The 19,821-nt window shown below is 45.8% G+C and carries 16 protein-coding genes and 5 tRNA genes; 8 read left to right on the top strand and 13 right to left on the bottom strand.

What is annotated here, in order from left to right; all coding sequences use genetic code 11:
* Positions 1-20 precede the first annotated feature (20 nt).
* A complete protein-coding gene (locus EK374_RS10060; protein ID WP_233280381.1) occupies positions 21-911 on the top strand; it encodes a 5'-nucleotidase, lipoprotein e(P4) family in 891 nt (296 codons plus the stop codon).
* A gap of 54 nt (positions 912-965) precedes the next feature.
* Here EK374_RS10060 and EK374_RS10055 read toward each other — a convergent pair whose 3' ends face one another.
* A complete protein-coding gene (locus tag EK374_RS10055) occupies positions 966-1,928 on the bottom strand; it encodes an aldo/keto reductase (RefSeq protein WP_127022755.1) in 963 nt (320 codons plus the stop codon).
* 155 nt (positions 1,929-2,083) lie between these two features.
* Here EK374_RS10055 and EK374_RS10050 point away from each other — a divergent pair, with 155 nt between their 5' ends.
* From EK374_RS10050 to EK374_RS10025, 6 genes are all read left to right on the top strand, one after another.
* A complete protein-coding gene (locus EK374_RS10050; RefSeq protein ID WP_164731858.1) occupies positions 2,084-2,860 on the top strand; it encodes a pseudouridine synthase in 777 nt (258 codons plus the stop codon).
* Positions 2,860-4,653: a sensor histidine kinase gene (locus EK374_RS10045; protein WP_127022752.1), complete on the top strand. Its 1,794-nt coding sequence runs from the start codon at positions 2,860-2,862 to the stop codon at positions 4,651-4,653. Before EK374_RS10050 ends, EK374_RS10045 begins: the two co-directional genes overlap by 1 nt.
* Positions 4,654-6,036, top strand: a complete 1,383-nt coding sequence (locus tag EK374_RS10040; RefSeq protein ID WP_127022749.1) for a sigma-54-dependent transcriptional regulator — start codon at positions 4,654-4,656, stop codon at positions 6,034-6,036. It abuts the gene before it with no gap.
* Positions 6,037-6,233: 197 nt separating this feature from the next.
* Positions 6,234-7,571 carry a dicarboxylate/amino acid:cation symporter gene (locus EK374_RS10035; protein ID WP_127022746.1) on the top strand — a complete coding sequence of 446 codons (1,338 nt, stop codon included), beginning with the start codon at positions 6,234-6,236 and terminating at the stop codon, positions 7,569-7,571.
* The gene (locus EK374_RS10030; RefSeq protein ID WP_127022744.1) at positions 7,564-8,520 is read left to right on the top strand and encodes a porin; all 957 of its coding nucleotides are present in this window, start codon (positions 7,564-7,566) and stop codon (positions 8,518-8,520) included. The genes EK374_RS10035 and EK374_RS10030 overlap by 8 nt, the downstream gene beginning before the upstream one ends.
* A gap of 44 nt (positions 8,521-8,564) precedes the next feature.
* Positions 8,565-9,983 (top strand): SLC13 family permease, encoded by a 1,419-nt coding sequence (locus EK374_RS10025; protein ID WP_127022741.1) that lies wholly within the window; start codon positions 8,565-8,567, stop codon positions 9,981-9,983.
* A gap of 138 nt (positions 9,984-10,121) precedes the next feature.
* Here the strand turns inward: EK374_RS10025 and EK374_RS10020 are convergent.
* The 8 genes from EK374_RS10020 to EK374_RS09985 form a co-directional block, all read right to left on the bottom strand.
* Positions 10,122-10,197: transfer RNA gene (locus EK374_RS10020), tRNA-Gly, on the bottom strand.
* 75 nt (positions 10,198-10,272) lie between these two features.
* A tRNA-Leu gene (locus EK374_RS10015) sits at positions 10,273-10,359 on the bottom strand.
* A gap of 57 nt (positions 10,360-10,416) precedes the next feature.
* Positions 10,417-10,490, bottom strand: a tRNA-Cys gene (locus EK374_RS10010).
* Between the two features lie 15 nt (positions 10,491-10,505).
* Positions 10,506-10,581 (bottom strand) — tRNA-Gly (locus tag EK374_RS10005).
* Between the two features lie 133 nt (positions 10,582-10,714).
* Complete coding sequence (pgsA, locus tag EK374_RS10000) at positions 10,715-11,257, bottom strand: CDP-diacylglycerol--glycerol-3-phosphate 3-phosphatidyltransferase (protein ID WP_127022738.1); 543 nt, start codon at positions 11,255-11,257, stop codon at positions 10,715-10,717.
* A 30-nt stretch (positions 11,258-11,287) separates the two neighbouring features.
* Positions 11,288-13,102: an excinuclease ABC subunit UvrC gene (gene uvrC / locus EK374_RS09995; protein ID WP_127022735.1), complete on the bottom strand. Its 1,815-nt coding sequence runs from the start codon at positions 13,100-13,102 to the stop codon at positions 11,288-11,290.
* Between the two features lie 24 nt (positions 13,103-13,126).
* Entirely contained in the window at positions 13,127-13,771 is a 645-nt protein-coding gene (gene uvrY, locus EK374_RS09990) for a UvrY/SirA/GacA family response regulator transcription factor (RefSeq protein ID WP_127022732.1), read from the bottom strand.
* Positions 13,772-13,976: 205 nt separating this feature from the next.
* Positions 13,977-14,067, bottom strand: a tRNA-Ser gene (locus EK374_RS09985).
* A gap of 233 nt (positions 14,068-14,300) precedes the next feature.
* On the opposite strand from EK374_RS09985, the gene ansA reads away from it, so the two are divergent.
* Positions 14,301-15,314 (top strand): asparaginase, encoded by a 1,014-nt coding sequence (ansA, locus tag EK374_RS09980; RefSeq protein ID WP_127022729.1) that lies wholly within the window; start codon positions 14,301-14,303, stop codon positions 15,312-15,314.
* Positions 15,315-15,671: 357 nt separating this feature from the next.
* On the opposite strand, the gene EK374_RS09975 is transcribed toward ansA, so the two are convergent.
* From EK374_RS09975 to EK374_RS09960, 4 genes are all read right to left on the bottom strand, one after another.
* Positions 15,672-16,139, bottom strand: coding sequence for a hypothetical protein (locus EK374_RS09975; RefSeq protein WP_127022725.1), 468 nt, complete (start codon positions 16,137-16,139; stop codon positions 15,672-15,674).
* A gap of 353 nt (positions 16,140-16,492) precedes the next feature.
* A complete protein-coding gene (locus EK374_RS09970) occupies positions 16,493-19,189 on the bottom strand; it encodes a DUF349 domain-containing protein (protein WP_127022722.1) in 2,697 nt (898 codons plus the stop codon).
* Positions 19,176-19,457 carry a YeaC family protein gene (locus EK374_RS09965; RefSeq protein WP_127022719.1) on the bottom strand — a complete coding sequence of 94 codons (282 nt, stop codon included), beginning with the start codon at positions 19,455-19,457 and terminating at the stop codon, positions 19,176-19,178. The genes EK374_RS09970 and EK374_RS09965 overlap by 14 nt, the downstream gene beginning before the upstream one ends.
* Before the next feature lies 1 nt (position 19,458).
* Entirely contained in the window at positions 19,459-19,785 is a 327-nt protein-coding gene (locus tag EK374_RS09960) for a hypothetical protein (RefSeq protein WP_127022716.1), read from the bottom strand.
* Positions 19,786-19,821: the final 36 nt, after the last annotated feature.

Below are 19,821 nucleotides of genomic sequence, written 5' to 3'. Positions count from 1 at the left end.
CGCAACGCGGGGGCTTTTTTATGTGGTATATCGAAAACCCTATCCCTTTTACCCTGCTAATTTTTAGACCTATGGAGTCCATGATGAAACCATCCTTCTCATTGCTGCTGTGCGGCCTGATATTCTCATTTAGCTCGCAAGCCGCACCTCATGACAATATGAATGCCACCTTGTGGTATCAAACCTCTGCAGAATTCAAAGCCAGCGCTATTCAAACCTACCAAACCGCCGCTTTGCAGTTACCTCATGCTATTGCTGATAAAAACTGGACTGCTTTACCCAATCAGAGCACCAACTACCAACAGCTGCCTATGGCAATTATTGTTGATATTGACGAAACCATTTTGGACAACTCACCTTCAGCGGCGCAAAGCGTGTTATTAAATACGGGGTATGATGCAAAACGATGGGATCAATGGGTCGCCATGGCCGCAGCCAAAGCAGTACCAGGCGCTGTAGCTTTTGTGAATAAAGCTGAAGCTGCAGGAGTGAAGGTGTTGTACATCAGCAATCGTGAGTGTGAACAACGTGCCGGCAACAATGACAGCTGCCCACAAAAAACCGATACGCTGCGTAACTTAAAAGCTGTGGGTATAGCAAAAATTGATGCATCACAAATCTGGTTAAAATCAGAACAAAAGGGCTGGAGCAGCGAAAAAGAAAGTCGCCGTCTGCTTGCTGCCAAAGATTTCCGTATTTTGATGTCGATTGGTGATGACTTTGGTGATTTCCTGCCGGACGTGAAGAAAAATATCACGCCTGAACAACGTTCAGCCTTGGTAGATAACTATCAGGACTATTGGGGTGCAAAATGGTTTGTGTTGGCCAACCCGACTTATGGTTCCTGGCAGACTATTTTAAAGCAGCCAAACAGCCAGTATTTGCAGTCTGTGCCTGCAGCTAAGTTGTAACTTAAAGTTTCAATTTAAAAAAGGGCCTGATGGCCCTTTTTTAGTGCGCAAATATTAAGGTAATGCTTTTCCTCTGGCTGCGACATAAAGCGCATACCAGTGTTCACGGCTTAAGTTGACAGTTAAGGCTTTCTGGCAAGCGGCGATACGAGCAGGCGCGGTTGTGCCTATCACTGGCTGAATACCGACAGGATGCTTCAGCAAAAACGCCAGAACTATAGCTTCAGGACTGGTTTGATAGTCCGCAGCCAATGACGCAACTAATGCGGCCGTTGCCTGCTGGGCGGCAGTTTCCGGACTGCGGCCGCCGGTAAACAGGCCTTGTGCCAGACTGCCCCAGGCTTGCAGTTGTACTTTGTGTAACTGACAGTATTCCACAGTGCCATAACTGAAATGATGAGCCGCGCTATCCGGCATGGCGGTCAGAACATTTTGCTCCAGCCAGTTTAAATCTTTCAGGCTCATTTGCAGCTGATTGGCCACCAAAGGCTCAGGCAAGGCCGATTGCAGTAACTGCAGTTGAGGCCAACCAAAATTGGATACGCCAAATGCCTTCACTTTGCCTTGTTGCTTTAACTCTGCAAAAGCTTCAGCCACTTCATCAATCAACATCAGCTGATCTGGTCTGTGCAGCAGTAAAATATCTAAATAGTCGGTTTGCAGTCGTTTTAACGATTGATGCACTGATTCAACAATATAACTTTTACTAAAATCATAACGCCCAACCGCGGTTGCATCAGCAAAACGGATGGCACATTTACTTTGCAGTATCAGTTGGTCACGTAAACCGGAATGAGCCGCCAGATACTCACCAAACACAGCTTCGGCTTTGCCTCTGGTGTAAATGTCTGCATGATCAAAAAAGCGAATGTTAGCTTCCAGAGCCGCATCTATGGCAGTAAAAGATAAATCACGTTGTTCTTTGCTGGTAGTAGGTTGATCCCAGCTACCGCCCAATCCCATGCAACCATAAACTAACGCATCGGCTTTGGGAAAATAATGCTGAATGGGTAACATCAGTGGTCCCTTCTAAATAGTGAGCTGCAAGTTTACCTGATCTGCTCTCCTTGCCAAGACCCCGTCAGTTTTCTGGCTAAAATAAACGCCAGCCTTGCCCCTGATGCATTGTGCACCTAAACTATCGTCCTTTTTCAACTGTCAGGTGTGAAGCTTTGGAACAAACTGCATTGTTTCGTTTAAATAAATTTATTAGTGATACAGGTTTTTGTTCACGCCGTGAAGCAGATAAGCTGATTGAACAAGGCCTGGTGACTGTAAACGGTCAGGTGGGCACGCTAGGCACTAAGGTCTCAGAACAAGATCAGGTGCTGGTACAAGGCAAGCCGCTGAAAGCCAAACCGCGCCGGGTTTATCTGGCTTACCATAAAGCTGTGGGTATTACCTGTACCACTGAGTTGGACGTCAAAGGCAATATCATCGATGCCATAGGCTATCCGGAACGGATCTTCCCAATTGGTCGTCTGGATAAAGAATCTGAAGGCCTGATCTTTCTGACCAACGACGGTGATATCGTTAATAAAATTCTGCGTGCCGGCAACGAGCATGAAAAAGAATATGTAGTGACAGTAGACAAGCCAATTACAGAGCAGTTTTTACGTAAGATGGCCTCTGGTGTGCCTATCCTTGAGACCATTACGTTGCCTTGTCAGATTAAACAAATCTCCCGCCAAACCTTTAATATCATTTTGACTCAGGGTCTGAACCGTCAAATTCGCCGTATGACTGAGTTTTTAGGTTTTAATGTGACTAAATTAAAGCGGGTTCGCATTATGAACGTGCGCCTGGCTGAGTTAAAAGCTGGTCAGTACCGTGAACTGACTCAGTCTGAAATGGCGGAGTTGGAAGCTAAGTTATTAAGCTCAAGTAAAACGGAAGAAGCCTCGCTTCTGGCCACGCCGAAAGCCAACACAGCACAAAGACACAACTAATGAGTAAACAGCTGCGTTGGTTCCTGCTGCTGTGTGGTTATCTGCTGGTGTTACTACTGGCAGCTTCAGCCGCACAGCATTGGAACTACCGTCAGTTGACGCAAAAAGCTCAGCAGCAAAGTGATAACCTCGCCGCTTTTATTCGTTATGAAATAGGCCGATACGCCGACTTACCTAAGCAGGTTGCCGATTCTGCTTTATTGCACTCCTTGTTAAGTGATCTCCCAGCCAGTTCAGAGCAATTGAATCAATACTTGTTTCAATTACAACGAAGTGCAGATGTAGCTGATTTATATCTGGTGAACCCATCAGGCATAGTGATAGCCAGCTCCAATGCCAACGGCAGAATTTATTATCTGGGCCGTGATTTTGGTTTCAGACCTTATGTCCAGAATGCGTTGGCTGGTCAGGATGCACAGTATTACGCTTTGGGCCATACCAGCGAACGCCGGGGTTACTATTACAGTGTGCCTGTTCGTATCAAAGGACAGATCCTGGCTGTAATGGTAGCCAAAGTAGATTTAGAGCCCATAGAGCAGCATCAGCAACAAATTGCAGGTTTGGCGGACAGCCATTTTATGGTGACAGGGCAAAGTGACGAGGTATTTTTGTCTGATGTGCCAGAGTGGCGTTTAACCAGCCTGACCGGAAAGCCTTTAAGTGCGCAAGAACAGCAACGTTACATTACTCAGGCGATTGAACCTATGCATTATGCTGTGGGATCAGCTTTACTTGCGCCCGCTTATCCGCTGTGGCATTTACCTATTAAAAATAAAACCCTGAGTTTTTTACCTTATCAGCGCACATTGCCCGAATTTGGTTGGACCTTAACAGTACTGGCCTCGCCAGCCCCACAACAATCGGCTTTATGGTCTGCTCTGTTACTGGTCACTTTAATTTATAGCTCAGCCTTACTTGCCATCTGGGTGCGGCGCGAACGTAAAAAACGTCACTTGCAATTGCTGCAGCACAATCAGCAACTGGAGCAAAGAGTAATAGCCCGCACCAAAGATCTGGCAGAAACGAACAGGCAGCTGATACGCCAGATTGAGCGACGTGAGCAAACTGAAACTGAACTGGCACAAACCGAACAGCATCTGGTGCAAACAGCAAAACTAGCTACTATAGGCGCTTTATCTGCTTCACTGAATCATGAGTTAAATCAGCCACTGACTGCGTTGCAAAGCTACGCTCAAACCACAGAAAAGCTAATCGACAAAGGCTATCTGGACGACGCCAAAACCAATATCCAGGCCATGCGACAATTGATGCAGCGCTTAAGCGTGATTGTGGCTCAGTTTAAAGATTTCAGCCGTAAAAGCTCTGGCAAGAACCAGCTGGTGCAGATTAACAAGCTGGTATTAGATGCTCTTGGTATCGTCAAACATCAGTGTCAGCAGCAAGGGGTTAAAGTAAGATTGCAACTACCTGAACAATCCCCCCTGGTGCTCGCAGACAGTATTCAGTTGGAACAAGTATTAGTAAATATTTTGACCAATGGCGTGCAGTCCATGGCTGGACAAGCAGAAGCTGCTTTTCATATAGCCGTTAAAACACAGGCTCAACAGGTCAGCATTCATATACGCGATCAAGGCCCTGGTATAGAACCTCACCATTTAGAACGCATTTTTGAGGCTTTTTTCACCACTAAACAAAGAGACGGTCTTGGTTTAGGCCTTTCCATCTCGCAACGTATAGTGCAATCTTTTGGTGGTCAGCTTGAAGTGCGCAATGCGACACAAGGCGGAGCTGAGTTTATTATTGTGCTGCTGACAGCGACAACGGGGTCTTAAATGGCAAACATAGAACAGCAGCTTCCAGCTGTTATTTTTATTGACGACGAAGCTGATATTCGAAGTGCAGTCAGCCAGTTGTTTAAGCTGGAAGATGTGCCTTGCGCAGTCACAGCCAACCCTGGTGATGTGCTGAGTCGCATCAGCACCGCATTCAATGGCATCGTCATTACCGATATGCATATGCCTGCTTTAAACGGTCTGGAATTGCTGCAGAAAATTCATGCCATAGACGCCGAAATCCCAGTCGTGCTGCTAACAGGTTATGGCGCTGTATCCCTTGCGGTGAAAGCGATGCAACAAGGCGCCTATGATTTTCTGGAAAAACCCTTTGATAACGATCATCTGGTTGAAGTCAGCCGCCGTGCTTTGGAAAAACGTCATTTAGTACTGGAAAACCGTCAGTTAAAAGCAGCGGTCGAACGGGAACAACAACCAGGTTTACGGATCTTAGGGCAAAGCCCGGCTATGCAGCAGCTGCGTCGTACTTTGGATGCAGTGATCAACGCCCCCGCTGACGTACTTATTTATGGTGAAACCGGCACAGGAAAAGAACTGGTCGCTCGTTATCTGCATGAACAAAGCGACAGACGTCAGCACAATTTTGTTGCCATTAACTGTGGTGCCATTCCTGAGCAGTTGATTGAAAGTGAGTTATTTGGCGCCGAAGCTGGCGCTTTTACCGGAGCAGATAAAAAACGTATTGGTAAGTTTGAGTTTGCCAACGGTGGTACTTTGCTGTTGGATGAAATAGAAAGTACACCTCTGTCTTTACAGGTGAAACTATTGCGGGTGCTGGAAGAGCGTAAAGTCACCCGCCTGGGTTCAAATCAGGCTATCGATCTGGACATCAGGGTGATTGCAGCCAGTAAAGCAGACTTAAAGCAGCTGGCAAATACAGGGGAATTTCGCAGCGACTTGTATTACCGCTTGTCTTTGGTGGACTTACATCTGCCTGCTTTGCGTCAGCGAAAAGACGACGTGTTTTTGTTGTTTTCACATTTTGCCCGTATCGCAGCCGCACGTTTTCATAAAGAATATATTCCGCTTAAAAGCACAGAACTACAGCAATTGGCGCAGCACCAGTGGCCTGGCAATGTGCGTGAGTTGCGAAATATGGCTGAGCGTTATGTGTTGATGGGGGCCGAAATTGCGTTTAGCCAGCAGCCACACAAGGCTGAGCATGGCATCACAGGCAGCATGAGTTTGCAACAGCGGGTTGAGTACTACGAAAAAATGCTACTCGAAGAGGCGTTAAATCAACACAAAGGCGCTATTAAAGCTGTGATGACCGAGTTGGATTTACCCCGCAAAACTTTGTACGACAAAATGGCGAAATACCAACTGACCCGCCGAGATTTTCTGGATAAACACGAAGACTAATTGTGCTCTTGTGTGGATTTGGTGACAGCACTCATTTTTATTTGTGCGGAAATCCGCACAAGCCTTTATCTAACTCAAAAACTAAACACGTAAACCACTGTATTTAAACAATATTTTTGAGACCGAAAAGCTGGCGTTCTCTTTGCTATTGACTGTCTGACAGGGAGATTTTCTCCATAATCAGAGAGACAATAACAATGAAAAATAAAGCCATAAAGCTGTTATCCAGCCTGTATATCCAGGTGTTAGTCGCCATCAGTATAGGTATCTTTTTAGGCCATTTTTACCCGGAGCTTGGTACCGCCATGCAACCGCTGGGTACAGCTTTTATTAAGCTGATTAAAATGATTATCGCGCCCATTATCTTTTGTACCGTCGTTGTGGGTATAGCAGGTATGGAAGACATGAAAAAAGTCGGTAAAACCGGTGGTTACGCCCTGCTCTATTTCGAAATTGTCTCTACCATAGCTTTGGTCATAGGTTTAGTGGTGATTAATGTTGTCAAACCTGGTGTGGGCATGCATATAGACCCTGCCAGCCTTGACCAGCAATCCATCAGTAAATACACAGCTCCGGATCAGATGCAAAGCACTACAGACTTTTTACTGAATGTGATCCCTAGCAGCGTATTTGATGCTTTTGCCCGCGGCGACATGCTGCAAGTGTTGTTTTTTTCTATCCTTTTTGGTTTTGCGTTGCAGCGTTTGGGTGGCCGGCAGAATCTGATTTTTGGTTATGTGGAAAAAAGCTCAGAAGTATTATTTGCCATTGTGCATATGCTGATGAAAGTTGCGCCTATTGGTGCTTTTGGCGCTATGGCATTTACCATAGGTAAATACGGCATTGCGACTTTGTGGTCTTTAGCTGGTTTAATGGCTACGTTTTACCTGACCTGCTTAGTCTTTATTTTTGTGGTGCTGGGCGCTATATGTCGCTACCACGGCTTTTCAATCACCAAATTTATCCGCTATATCAAAGAGGAATTGCTGATTGTTTTAGGCACATCGTCTTCTGAATCAGTACTACCCCGTATGATGGCGAAACTGGAAAAACTGGGAGCCACTAAATCCACTGTAGGTTTAGTGATCCCAACAGGCTATTCCTTTAACCTCGACGGTACTGCCATTTATCTGACCATGGCCGCTGTATTTATTGCACAAGCCACAGATACACCAATGGATTTAACTCAGCAACTGACTTTGCTTGCGGTGTTATTAGTGACCTCTAAAGGCGCGGCTGGCGTGACAGGCAGTGGTTTTATTGTCTTAGCTGCCACTCTAGCTTCGGTAGGCTCAGTGCCTGTTGCTGGTATCGCCTTGATTTTAGGTATAGACAGATTTATGTCTGAAGCACGGGCTTTAACCAACTTAATAGGAAATGGTGTAGCCACTTTAGTAGTTTCAAAATGGTGTGGTGAATTGGACACAGCACAACTGGACAGAGAGCTGGCGCAAGGTGCAACACCTGAACAACACAGTCCATCAGCGACTGCGGCCGCTACAACAGCTGCAACAGCGGAGGTGCAGCATGGTTAAGTCGTATTTATCTGCTGCTATTTGTACCACTCTTGCTTTTAGCCCGGCCGCCAGTGCCTTTGAATGGGATTGGTACGGCAAACTTGAACTACAAGCTCTGGACGTTGATAAAGGCCTGTATCGTTATGCCGATGAGGGTCGGCAGATTGAAGCCCCCTTCTCTCGTTTAGGTGTCAAAGCCAAACATCACTTGACCGATGGGCTGGCTGTTATTGCAGTTTATGAGTGGCAGGTCAACGGCCTGGACCATGCCAACAAAGATCACAGATTGGGTTCACGTAATACCTATATTGGCGTTGCCGGTACGTATGGCGAACTGGTGTTTGGTAAAAACGACACTAAGTTTAAAAAGTCTGAAGGTAAAATCGATTTATTTAACGAGACAGTTGCAGATTTAGCACAAATTACACCGGGTCAGGACAGGCTGGAAAATGTGATTGGCTACCAGTCGCCTACTATTGCAGGCTTTAACTTTTCCGCCACCTATCAAACGGGAGCCAGCGACGAGGTTGCAGGTGGTTATGATTGGGTGTTGGGATATGGCGACCCTGCATTAAAAAAACATCCACTTTATTTGGCCTATGGCCGAACGGATAAGCTGAATAACATCACAGCAGAACGTTTGTTGGCTCAAATGCCATTGTGGCAACTGGACGGTGCTGTACTTGCCGCTGGCCTGATGTATCAACACAGTGAACATGTGGTACGCAACACCGAGGGCGATGCATGGCTGGCCCAATTGAGCTATCAGCGCGGCGACTGGACTTACAAATGGCAATGGCAAAAGGATGACAGCCAAACCCGCCATGCTGAAAGCGCGCGTCTGAATAACATTGGATTGGACTATCAATGGCGAAACAATTTGACGACTTACTTGCTTCTGTCCAAACTCAATTTCGAAACCGACAACGATCATGCGGCTGCTTTAGGCCTTAAGTTTTTGTTCTGATCACACCGGAGCTAGGCTCCGGTTTCTTTTAGTAAGGATTGTCTATGTCACCAATTACCAGCCGCTTACTTCTGCTCTGCGGTCCCTTATTACTCTTATTGACTATTTTTTTGCCCCCTCCGGTTACTGAAATGAGCCAGGCAGCATGGATGGTGACAGGCCTAATGGCCTGGATGGTGCTTTGGTGGATCACCGAAATTGTACCTATCCCTGTCACCTCTTTGTTACCTATGATTTTTATTCCTTTATTGGGCATAGATAAACTAGATGCTGCGACCTCTCCTTATGCTCATCCGTTGATCTTTTTATTTTTCGGTGGCTTTTTCCTCTCTATAGCGATGGAAAAAACTAATTTACACCGGCGTATCGCACTAAAAGCGCTATCTTTAGTCGGCACTTCTCCGGGTTTACAAATAGCAGCCTTAATGGGTGTCACTGCTTTTTTATCGATGTGGATGTCCAACACCGCCACATCCGTGATGATGCTGCCCATCGGCTTGTCTATCATTGCCATGGCGAATGCGTCAACCCAGGATCAGTTTGGTAAAGCGGTCTTGTTGGGGATTGCCTACAGTGCCAGTATCGGCGGTGTTGCAACTCTCATTGGTACACCTCCAAATGCTTTACTGGCTGCTTATATGTCGAAAAGTTATGACATTCAAGTCAGCTTTGCAGACTGGATGATATTGGGTGTTCCGTTGGCGCTGACCATGCTTTTAGTTTGTTGGTTGTGGCTGACTAAAATCCATTTCCGTATGCCTGCATCTGACTCTGGCCAAAATGACACTCCAGAGCAGTTAAAAGCGCTAGGCCTGATGTCTCGTTCACAAAAGTTGGTGCTGATGGTGTTTGCTCTGGCAGCATTAAGCTGGATCAGTCAGCAATGGTTAGTGAAATGGACTGGGCTGCCTATCAGCGACACTGTCATTGCACTTTGCGCCGCCGCTTTATTGTTTTTATTACCGGGAGAAAAAGGTTCTGGCACTACCTTGTTGGAATGGAAAGACAGTCAGAATCTGCCTTGGGGCGTTTTATTGTTGTTTGGTGGCGGTTTGAGTATGGCCGATCAAATCCAAAAAACCGGTGTGGCTGAACTCCTGGCGCAACAGCTGCAGTTACTACAGGGCGTGCCACCTATCCTACTATTGATCGCCGTTACCAGTCTGATTATCTTCCTGACTGAGGTAACCAGCAATACCGCAACAGCAGCTGCCTTCCTGCCGCTATTAGGCCCTGTTGCTGTTTCTATGGAGTTATCACCGCTGTATCTAGTAGTACCAGCGGCCCTGGCTGCCAGTTTTGCCTTTATGCTGCCCGTGGCCACGCCTCCTAACGCTATAGTGTTTGCGTCAGGTAAGTTACAGATCAAAGACATGGTCAGAGCAGGTTTAGTATTGAATCTGGTCGGTATAGCGGCTATTAGCCTGTTTAGTTTATGGTTAGGGCCACAATTGGTGAGTTAAACACTTGAACGGACAGCAAGAAGTGGCCAAGGCCGCTTTTTGCGTCTTTTATACGAAAAACTGAAAGCTAAAGATGCAAAGACAACATGTTTTAGGCTCAAAAGCAAAAAAGCAGCTCTAAGGCTGCTTTTTCTAATTTGGAGCGGGCAACGAGGCTCGAACTCGTGACCTCGACCTTGGCAAGGTCGCGCTCTACCAACTGAGCTATGCCCGCTTAGGCATTTTGCAGATAACAACCTGCTTTGGTATTTAACATTTTTCAGCTTATCTCAACATATTGCTGTTGAGATGGTGCCCGGGGCCGGACTTGAACCGGCACGCCCTTTCGAGCGAGGGATTTTAAATCCCTTGTGTCTACCGATTTCACCACCCGGGCAAACACTTTTCAATTTTGTATTACAGCCAACAGCATCTAACCAAGTACGACGTTAAATGGAGGCGGGTCCCGGAGTCGAACCGAGGTGGACGGATTTGCAATCCGCTGCATGGCCATTCTGCCAACCCGCCATCTGGCGTACGACTTGGAGCGGGCAACGAGGCTCGAACTCGTGACCTCGACCTTGGCAAGGTCGCGCTCTACCAACTGAGCTATGCCCGCTTTAAACTGGCCATTCGCCGTAACACGAGACGCATTCTACTGGTTTATGCTTTTACGTCAACCACAAATTTATGCTTTTAAATTCGTTTGCTCAAAAAGTAGCTTCACTGCTGTTTTTGCAAACTTTTTCCGCTTATTTACTCAGCGATGGCCAGGAAGCTTTTAAATAAACCAGCATAGACCAGACCGTCAATAAAGTAGCGATATACAGTAATGCCATACTTAAATCGGTCAGCCAATCAACGGGTTGCCAAATTAAGCCAATCAAAGCCAACATCTGAGCCGCTGTTTTGTATTTGCCCACTTCCGATACGGCAACCTGAGCACGTTGTCCTACGCCCGCCATCCATTCACGCAAGGCAGAAATTAAAATCTCGCGGCTAATCATAATAAAAGCCGGAATGGTCACCCACAAGGTTTGCATATCCACAGCAATCAGCACTAAGGCCGCTGCAACCATCAGTTTGTCTGCGACCGGGTCTAAAAATGCGCCAAAGGGCGTCATTAATTGCATTTTACGCGCTATGTAACCATCCAACATGTCCGTGATAGCGGCAAACCAAAAAGCAAAAGCAGCAAAAAAACGGGCGTGTTCCAGTTCAGAGTAGAAGCAGAATAAACAAACCGGGATCAAACACAATCGGAACAGAGTCAACAGATTTGGAATATTCCACATAACACTACTTCTCAAAGTCGGCACAAATTTTTAGTTATTGTGACATGCCTGGTAAATCTTTTCGGCCTGTTGCCTGGAAATTCCCGGTACTGTCGCGAGTTCGTCCACAGAAGCTTGCATCACGCCATGCAAACCTCCGAGGTATTGTAACAAAGCTTGTCGGCGTTTCTCACCTACTCCTTCGATATTTTCTAACGGGCTTTTAATGATGGCTTTACCGCGTTTATTACGATGGCCGGTGATAGCAAAACGGTGTGCTTCGTCGCGGATTTGCTGAACTAAATGCAAAGCCGGTGATTCAGAAGCAAGAGAAAAACCTGCAGGATTGTCCGGTAAAATTAATGTTTCAAGGCCAGGTTTACGACTGGTGCCTTTGGCCACCCCAACCAATAAGGGTTTTTTAGCAAAAGGCCAATCACTGAAAAAGTTAATCGCCTGAGTCAACTGCCCCTGGCCACCGTCTATTAAAATCAAATCAGGAATACGGCTTTCATCGGTTAGCTTGCCATAGCGCTTATTCAAGGCGAATAACATAGCGGCATAATCATCACCGGGCGTAATGCCTTCGACATTAAAACGGCGGTATTCGCTTTTGTTAGGCCCTTGCCCATCAAATACCACACAAGAAGCAATAGTCGACTGTCCCATGGTGTGGCTGATATCAAAACATTCCATCCGTTCCAACAACTCAAGCTTCAGCGTCTGTTTAAGCTCTCGATAACGCACTGCCACCTGCTCTTTAACAGACAACTTGGTCGCAGCAGCCAGTTGGGCATTTTTTTGCGCTAAAGCTAAATACCGTGCTTTTTCGCCACGTTTAGCATAAACAAAACTCACTTTACGTTGCGCTAATTCGCCAATAGCCTGAGCCAGCTGTTCGTCATCAACCACCTGCTCGCTTAATACCAGCTCTTTTGGCACCATTTGGCCACCGGCACCACTTAAATAAAACTGGGCTAAAAAGGACGGTAAAATTTCTTCAGGCTCAGAACCTGCCGGCACTTTAGGGAAAAAATTCTTACTGCCCAGCACCTTATGATCGCGGATAAAAAGCACATGAATACAAGCCACACCATGCGACCACTCCAGAGCTATCACATCCATCTCTTCGTGATCACCGCTGACGTATTGCTGTTCCTGTACTTTGCGTAAGCTGACGATTTGATCGCGAAACTGCGCTGCTTTTTCAAAGGCCATCTCGCTACTGGCTTTTTCCATTTGCTGCACCAGTTGCTCGATCAACTGCTGGCTTTTGCCGGACAAAAATAACGAGGTATTTTTTACTTCAGCTGCATAATCTTCATCAGAAATTTTGCCAACACAAGGGGCTGAACAGAGTTTTAACTGGTATTGCAAACAAGGCCGGGTGCGGGCGCGGTAAAAGCCATCCTCACACTGGCGAATAGGAAATACTTTTTGCAGCAGCTTTAAACTTTCCCACACTGCACCTGCGCTTGGATAAGGACCAAAGTACTGCCCCTCCACTTTACGAGGTCCACGATGCGAGCTGATACGAGGATGTTTGTGATTAGTGATCAAAATAAATGGATAAGACTTATCGTCCCTAAGCAGAATATTGTATTTCGGCAGGTACTGCTTAATCAGGTTATTTTCTAAAATCAGCGCTTCAGTTTCACTTTGTGTGACCGTAATTTCTACGCTGCGAATATGGCTGACTAAAGCGCGGGTTTTGCTACCGGACAGATTCTGGCGGAAATAACTTGATAAGCGTTTTTTCAGATCTTTAGCTTTACCGACATAAATGACGGTTTCTTTCTGATCCAGCATACGATACACGCCCGGCATATGGGGCGCGGTTTTCAGGAAGCTTTTGGCGTCAAACATCGGCTTTAAATATCATGGAGGCTGTTACAACTTTGCAATGTCGATCATGCCATGGCGTAAAGCTAAGTGTGTCAACTCGACATCGCCGCTGATATCCAGTTTTTCAAACATACGATAGCGGTAGGAATTGACCGTTTTCGCGCTGACATTCAATTGTTCCGCAATGTCATTCACCTTCTGACCTCGGGTGATCATCAACATAATTTGCATTTCACGATCGGATAATTCTTCGAAAGGATTTTGACTACTACTGGTGACACGGCTCATTGCCATCTTTTGTGCCACCTCACCTGAGATATAACGCTCACCTGCATGCACTTTACGTATTGCACTGACCATCTCAGAAGGCGCAGCGTTTTTAGAAATAAAACCTGCTGCCCCTAACTGCATGACTTTGGTAGGAACCGGCTCCTCGCAAGAGACAGATAAGGCCAGAATTTTAATTTCAGGACAATAATGCAAAATACGTTTAGTGGCCGTCATACCGCCCATACCAGGCATATTCATATCCATCAACACCACATCCGGTGTTTGGGCACGACAAAACTGCAAGGCTGCTTCACCGGAAATAGCTTCGCCTATAACCTTGATGCCACGTTCGTCCATTAGTATACGACTGATGCCGGTCCGAACCAGCTCGTGATCATCCACTAATAAAACATTAATCAATTTGATCTCTCCGGTGCCAAGGTGAACTACTCCAGTCTAGCTCTATTATGTCCGAGCATAAAGCAGAGACAGGATAAAGCTCAAGCACTTCATTAACGAATACGACAAGTAACACAAATATGTTGGGGATAACACAGAAAAACTTATAAACCAATAAGATAGGAAAGTCGCAGGCATAAAAAAACCACCTTGATGGTGGCTTTAATGGCGGAGGGGGAGAGATTCGAACTCTCGGAAGGCTATTAACCTTCGCCGGTTTTCAAGACCGGTGCATTAAACCGCTCTGCCACCCCTCCGCGTTGGACGTCATATTAGGGGCGTCGCCTTTTTTTGTAAAGTGCTTTTCTATCGCTTTTAATCCGTTTGCTCAGCATTTGCGCAAAGTGGTTAATTTTTGCTAATTTTCTTCGCTCTTTTATGCTATTCAGTATGAAATAACTGTATCAGTAAAGATTAAACCGAACAAAACCTGACAGCCCTGTTGCTGTTGATTACAATAGCCATACAACAGATCAGGACCTTCTCTGTCATGAATAAAAAACGAATTTATGTCGCCTACACAGGCGGAACTATAGGTATGCAGCAATCCAGCAATGGTTTTGTTCCAGTGCCTGGCTTTTTATCCGATACCGTCAAAAGCATGCCTGAGTTCTATCGCTCAGAAATGCCGGAATTTGATATCCACGAATACCACCCTGTGATTGACTCCTCCGATATGACACCAGCACACTGGTTGGAGATAGCTACGGATATTCAAAGCCATTATGCCGACTACGATGGTTTTGTCGTGCTGCATGGCACTGATACTATGGCTTACACCGCCTCTGCTTTGTCCTTTATGCTGGAAGACCTGGCCAAACCTGTAATAGTCACAGGCTCACAAATTCCACTGGCGCAATTACGATCTGATGGCCAGGTGAATTTACTCAATGCCCTCTATTTAGCAGCTTATTATCCTATCGCTGAAGTAGCTCTGTTTTTTAACAATAAGTTATTCAGAGGAAACCGAGCCACCAAGGCGGATGCAGATGGTTTTGATGCTTTTGCATCTCCGAACTTTTCACCGCTGATTGAAGCTGGTATTCATATCAATTTAATCTCTGGTCATCTGGCCTCTACTGCCGTAACCAAAGCTTTAAAGATTGCACAAATCACACCTCAGCCTATAAGTGTGGTGACTTTGTATCCTGGCATAAGCGCTGAAGTGATTAAAAATATGGCGGCCGCACCTATTAAGGCGTTGATCATTAAATCCTACGGCGTAGGTAATGCGCCACAGCAACCAGAACTGTTGGAAGCTCTGACTGAAGCTTCCAAACGCGGCACTATTATTGTCAATTGCACCCAGTGTTTTAAAGGCAAGGTCAATATGGGCGGTTATGCCACAGGTAACGCCCTGCGGGCTTGTGGTGTGATTAGTGGATACGATATGACACTGGAAGCGACTTTAACCAAACTGCACTATTTGCTGAGCCAGCCATTAAGCACAGAGCAAGTAAGGCTCTTTATGCAACAAAGTTTGCGTGGTGAGTTAACTCTCTAGAAGTAATGGGCGATGTCAAGATCGCCCTTCTTAATTGAAAGCTCAATGAATTTCAGCGTTTGAGGAGACCTCATCATTGAGTAACCTTTTAATCGCTAAGTATCTCTCTACTATGTCTTTTCGGTAAGTCGTTCTAATGTTTAATTTCTCCAGACTTTCAAGCAAAAAACTTTTTTTTGAATGCCGGTACTACATAATTTCGAGATTTAACAAAGCATCGATACTATGCATGTCAATTGCGGCATCGAGCAAATCCACATTTCTATTTAATTCTTCTAGGTCCTTTAAATTCATTGAAAACTCAATCAGCCTCGAATAAAGAGAGTGCGCGGTATGCGTCAGTGAAAATACATAATCTTAATACTGTTTAGAGATGAACTTACCGCTGGTCTTTGCACTGTGTTGCTGTAACAAGAGGCTCCTAACGGAAGTTTGGTCTAGTAAGACCATTTCCGAATGCCCCTCATAAACTTGAATCTTCTTTATCGGAACAATCCCTTCAGGAAGAGGCCTCTTATGCAAAGCTGAATTACATAGCTCGATGATTTTAATCAGATAGTTAAGTCGATTATTTTGCTCTATAGCATCCATATTTTTTTGCTGGTCTGCTCTCGTAGCGAGGGTTGCATGAAAAACAAAAATAACGCTTAGTAAACTAAAAATCGGAGATAAAATACCGCCAACAAAAGAACCAAAATTACCCCAATCTTGGTTGTTATTGCTTATGCTTTTATGTCCAAAGCTATACATTTCATAAAAATAAAAAGATACGACGCCAAATAAAACCACCGAGCAAACAGCAAGTAACAATAGCAATTTACGCAAATTGGAACCCCCTCGAATGAATAATCCGGCTTAGAGTAACTTGCCATAAGACCTAAAACAATGCCCGCTACAAACTCCCTCCCCTTAGCCGCAAGCCGCTCAAAAATGGGTGGCCAAGGTTTTAAGACGAGGAGTGTTTGAGCGAGGAGCGGTAGCGACGAACGAGTTTCCGAGTCGCCTTGGACGCACTTTTTTGAGCGGGCTTTCGCAGCGGCCAGGGTCGCATTTTCTTTGCGCCACTTTCTTTTGGCGACGCAAAAGAAAGCGGCTCGCCAACGGCGAAAGCATTTTTAATGTTATGTAAAAAAGCCGACTTACGCCGGCTTCATAATGATGTGATTTGCAGCGTACGTTTATGCAAACACCGCTCGTAAACGCTTCACTAAGCCCTGCTCTTCTGCTTTCACAGCACCAAAACTTAACCAGCGTTTTAATAAAGCGTCCACGGTCAGGCTGGTACCTGAGTTGTGTTTATCCGACAACAACTGCAGTTGCACTTGTGCTTTATCTGCAGCAACACATTCCTTTCCACTGATAAGCTCAATAGCAGTAGTGAGCTGAGCCCGGGTTAGCTGTGACTCATTGCCTTTAGCGAAGTCTTCACGAAAACGCACGGGAATAGCCTCAGCTGTCACATGTGTTTGTTCCAACGCATCAAACAGCTGTTGATAGCTGGCATTAAAAGCAGAGTGCTCTAATGTCTCCAGCTTCTGCTGTACGTCGGCTAACAACAGCTGCTTTTGCTGCAACAAAACAGATTTGGCTGGCAGATCCAAGGCTTGCAGTGCGCCTTGGGCTGCATGCAATTCTGGCGCAGTGGCTGCTTGTGCACACTGTGTTGCAACTTCAGCAAACTGAATTTCAGCTTGTTGTTGCTGCTCGGCCCATTGCTGATCTTGCTGCTGTTTAGCTGCGGTTTTATTGGCAAAAATCTGATCGCAAACGACACGGAACTCCGACCAGAGTTGCTGGTCAGTTTTGCCGGCAAAACCAATCTGTTTCCAGTCTTGCTGCAGCTTTTTAGCGCCAGCCACTGCTTCATCAACTGATAGTGTCAGCAATTGTTGTGCTTTTTGAATCAGCTTTTGTTTTTCAGTTAAATTCTGTTCATGTTGACCACGAACCCGACCTTTAAGCTGATCGACCAGAGTTTTAAACTGAGCTGAAAGCTCTTTGTAGAGGCCAGATTCTGTTGGGCCGCTTTCGCGCCAGCTTTTTTGTAGTCTGTTCAACTGACTATCAAAGCTCTTGTCTAAAGGCTGCTCCAATAAGGCGGTTAAATCCGCCAGTATTTGCTGTTTAATCAGCGCATTTTGTTTACGTTGCTCGTCTTGTGCGGCGAAATAGTCACGGCAAGGTGCAAAAGCTTGCTCACAAGCCAGATTAAAGGCCTGGTTCAAATCAGCCTCTAAAGCTTCATCGGCACGACCCAAAGTCTGCCAGGTTGCGCGAGCTAACTTCACCTGTTCAGCACGCTCTGGCGCTGCTACATCAGTGGCTACAGCCAAAGCTTGCATTTGAGCGACCAGTTCTTGCTTACGAGGTGTGGCGATGTAGTTTTGTAACTCATTCAGGTGTTGCAGTTGTTGCTCAGCTGCTTGATAGTCTTTTGCAAGCTGTTGCTGCTGTGCCGGGGTCAATTCGGCATAACTTTGTTGGATACCTTTAAACAGGCCAAACAATACTTTATAACGCCCCCCTTCATACAAACGGCGGAATTCAGCAAGTTTTGAGCGCAGCGACTTTAGGTTTTTATCTGCCTGGCCAGCAAAACCAGCCATCACGGCTTGCCACTGAGCATTTAATTGTTGCTGAGCATCCGCCAGACTGTCTGGCAACATAGCGCCTAAGATCTTGCGGCCTCTGCTCCATTCCTGTTGCCATTGCTGATATTTAGCTTCGATCTGTTGGAACTGCACTGCATCAGTTGGAATAATTGCTGAGGACCAGTCAGCTAACAAACGGGTCATTTTAAACAGTTGTTCAGCCTGAGCGGGCAACTGCTGCAATTGACGCTCAAAGGCTGTCAGGGCTTTTTGCAAACTGGCTTTTACTGCAGACGCTAAATCACTTTGCAAGACCTGCTGTTGCAATGTGGTAGCTTCAGCAGCTAATGGATCAGTTTCATCCAGCCGTCCATCGGACACCAGCTGAGATAACTGTTGTTGTAAAGCTTGCAGTTTATTTTCAAACTCTTGCTGCAGCTGTTTCATTGCCGCAACTTTTTGCTGCTGAGCCAGCTGTTGTTGTTGTTCTTTTACCAGCGGCACCCATGCCGCTTCGGTTAATGATTTGATTTTATTATATTTTTGCATCAGTTCAGCAGCGTCATCCAGCAGAGTCAGATCAGACTGCAAAGTGTCCCATTCTTGCTGGTACTGCTGCCATTTTTGCTGCATCTGAATTAAATCACCGCGCTCACGCACAGCATTGAATTTTGCCAACAGCAGGTTAACTACTTTTCTTACCTGAATAGGTTTCTCTTTGGCTTCTTGCTGTTGTTGCAACTGCTGCTTTAATTCACTGGCTAAAGGTTCAGCCAGTTGTTTGCTTAGTTTTTCTAACTGCTTTGGTTCGGTGATTAAAGCAAGCAGCTGACGTTTTTGCTCCAGACTCAGCAGGTTTTGCTGCAAATTGGTCAGGATCAGATCTGTCTTTTTTAGCCTCATAATCAGTGAGAAACGAATATCAGCGTCTGTTTCGGTTTGGGCTAACTTTTCTAAAATGCTGCTTCTGTGACATTCTTCAATAAACTGACGCTTCAAAGGTGCTGAGATGCGATTTTCCAGTACCATCTGCACAAGCTGAGTCTCAGCATACTGCTTTAAACGCTCGGCATTATCTTGTTTGCTGGCTTGCCACCATAAAGAAAATTCATTGAGTTTTTCTAATGCGGCGCGGCGCACAGCTTCGTGGCCATCATTAAAGGCCAGCTCGTGCAAAATTTCTTTGTGCTGGGTATCCACATTTAACCCGGCGATTGCCTGTTGCCGCACTGCAGCATCTTTGTGTTGCCATTTCGGCGCAAACCAACGTTTAAAGATCATCATGCGCAAACCTTGCTATCGAAGAGTCCTGAGGGAATTGTTTTTTCATTTCAGCTTTGGATTTAACCACCATCTGACCATCCGCTCCTATGGTGTAAGGCTCGGTGGATTTAAGTACATAAGCCTGATAGGCCATCACCAGTTGCTGAGTATGTGATTTTTGTTGTTCTGAAAGCGCCACACCATCAGCCCAACGGCCGGTCGCTACAGTTTCGAGAAGTGACTGGTAGGTATCAGGCGACATCGCCAGTACAAGAGCTTTGAAATCCATACTAATTTTTTCGCTTCAGATAAATCAGACGAGCTCTGGCATAAATATACCAAAGGAAACCCAATGCAATCATACCTTTAGAGACCATAGCTTCATAACCGTCCGGTTCCAAAGCCCAGAAATACAGAAAACAAAAGCCCGCTAAAAACAGAATTAACGCCAACATGGATTGGTTTAGCGCACCTTGCATCTTTTTATCTCTAGCTTCTATGGCTAAATGATGCTTTCTTTCCGCAGACATACCTGTCATGTCAAGCTGACAATGCTGACAGCTCTGACTTTTATCCGAAATCTTTTTAGCACAACGTGGGCAGGAAATAATTGCCATAGTAAAACCCTCTAAAAGTTATGGCGCACTATAAAG

This window comes from Rheinheimera mangrovi, assembly GCF_003990335.1.
GTDB lineage: Bacteria > Pseudomonadota > Gammaproteobacteria > Enterobacterales > Alteromonadaceae > Pararheinheimera > Pararheinheimera mangrovi.
The sequence above is the reverse complement of the archived record's forward strand: the minus strand, read 5'-3'. Positions and strand labels throughout refer to the sequence as shown.

Excerpts from the sequence above, each read along its gene's own strand:
- pgsA (WP_127022738.1), bottom strand. The coding sequence starts at position 11,257 with ATGTGGAATATTCCAAATCTGTTGACTCTGTTCCGATTGTGTTTGATC.
- uvrC (WP_127022735.1), bottom strand. The coding sequence starts at position 13,102 with ATGTTTGACGCCAAAAGCTTCCTGAAAACCGCGCCCCATATGCCGGGC.
- EK374_RS10030 (WP_127022744.1), top strand. The coding sequence starts at position 7,564 with ATGGTTAAGTCGTATTTATCTGCTGCTATTTGTACCACTCTTGCTTTT.
- EK374_RS10035 (WP_127022746.1), top strand. The coding sequence starts at position 6,234 with ATGAAAAATAAAGCCATAAAGCTGTTATCCAGCCTGTATATCCAGGTG.
- EK374_RS09965 (WP_127022719.1), bottom strand. The coding sequence starts at position 19,457 with ATGGATTTCAAAGCTCTTGTACTGGCGATGTCGCCTGATACCTACCAG.
- ansA (WP_127022729.1), top strand. The coding sequence starts at position 14,301 with ATGAATAAAAAACGAATTTATGTCGCCTACACAGGCGGAACTATAGGT.
- EK374_RS10060 (WP_233280381.1), top strand. The coding sequence starts at position 21 with ATGTGGTATATCGAAAACCCTATCCCTTTTACCCTGCTAATTTTTAGA.
- EK374_RS10040 (WP_127022749.1), top strand. The coding sequence starts at position 4,654 with ATGGCAAACATAGAACAGCAGCTTCCAGCTGTTATTTTTATTGACGAC.
- EK374_RS10055 (WP_127022755.1), bottom strand. The coding sequence starts at position 1,928 with ATGTTACCCATTCAGCATTATTTTCCCAAAGCCGATGCGTTAGTTTAT.
- EK374_RS09970 (WP_127022722.1), bottom strand. The coding sequence starts at position 19,189 with ATGATGATCTTTAAACGTTGGTTTGCGCCGAAATGGCAACACAAAGAT.
- EK374_RS10045 (WP_127022752.1), top strand. The coding sequence starts at position 2,860 with ATGAGTAAACAGCTGCGTTGGTTCCTGCTGCTGTGTGGTTATCTGCTG.
- EK374_RS09960 (WP_127022716.1), bottom strand. The coding sequence starts at position 19,785 with ATGGCAATTATTTCCTGCCCACGTTGTGCTAAAAAGATTTCGGATAAA.
- EK374_RS10025 (WP_127022741.1), top strand. The coding sequence starts at position 8,565 with ATGTCACCAATTACCAGCCGCTTACTTCTGCTCTGCGGTCCCTTATTA.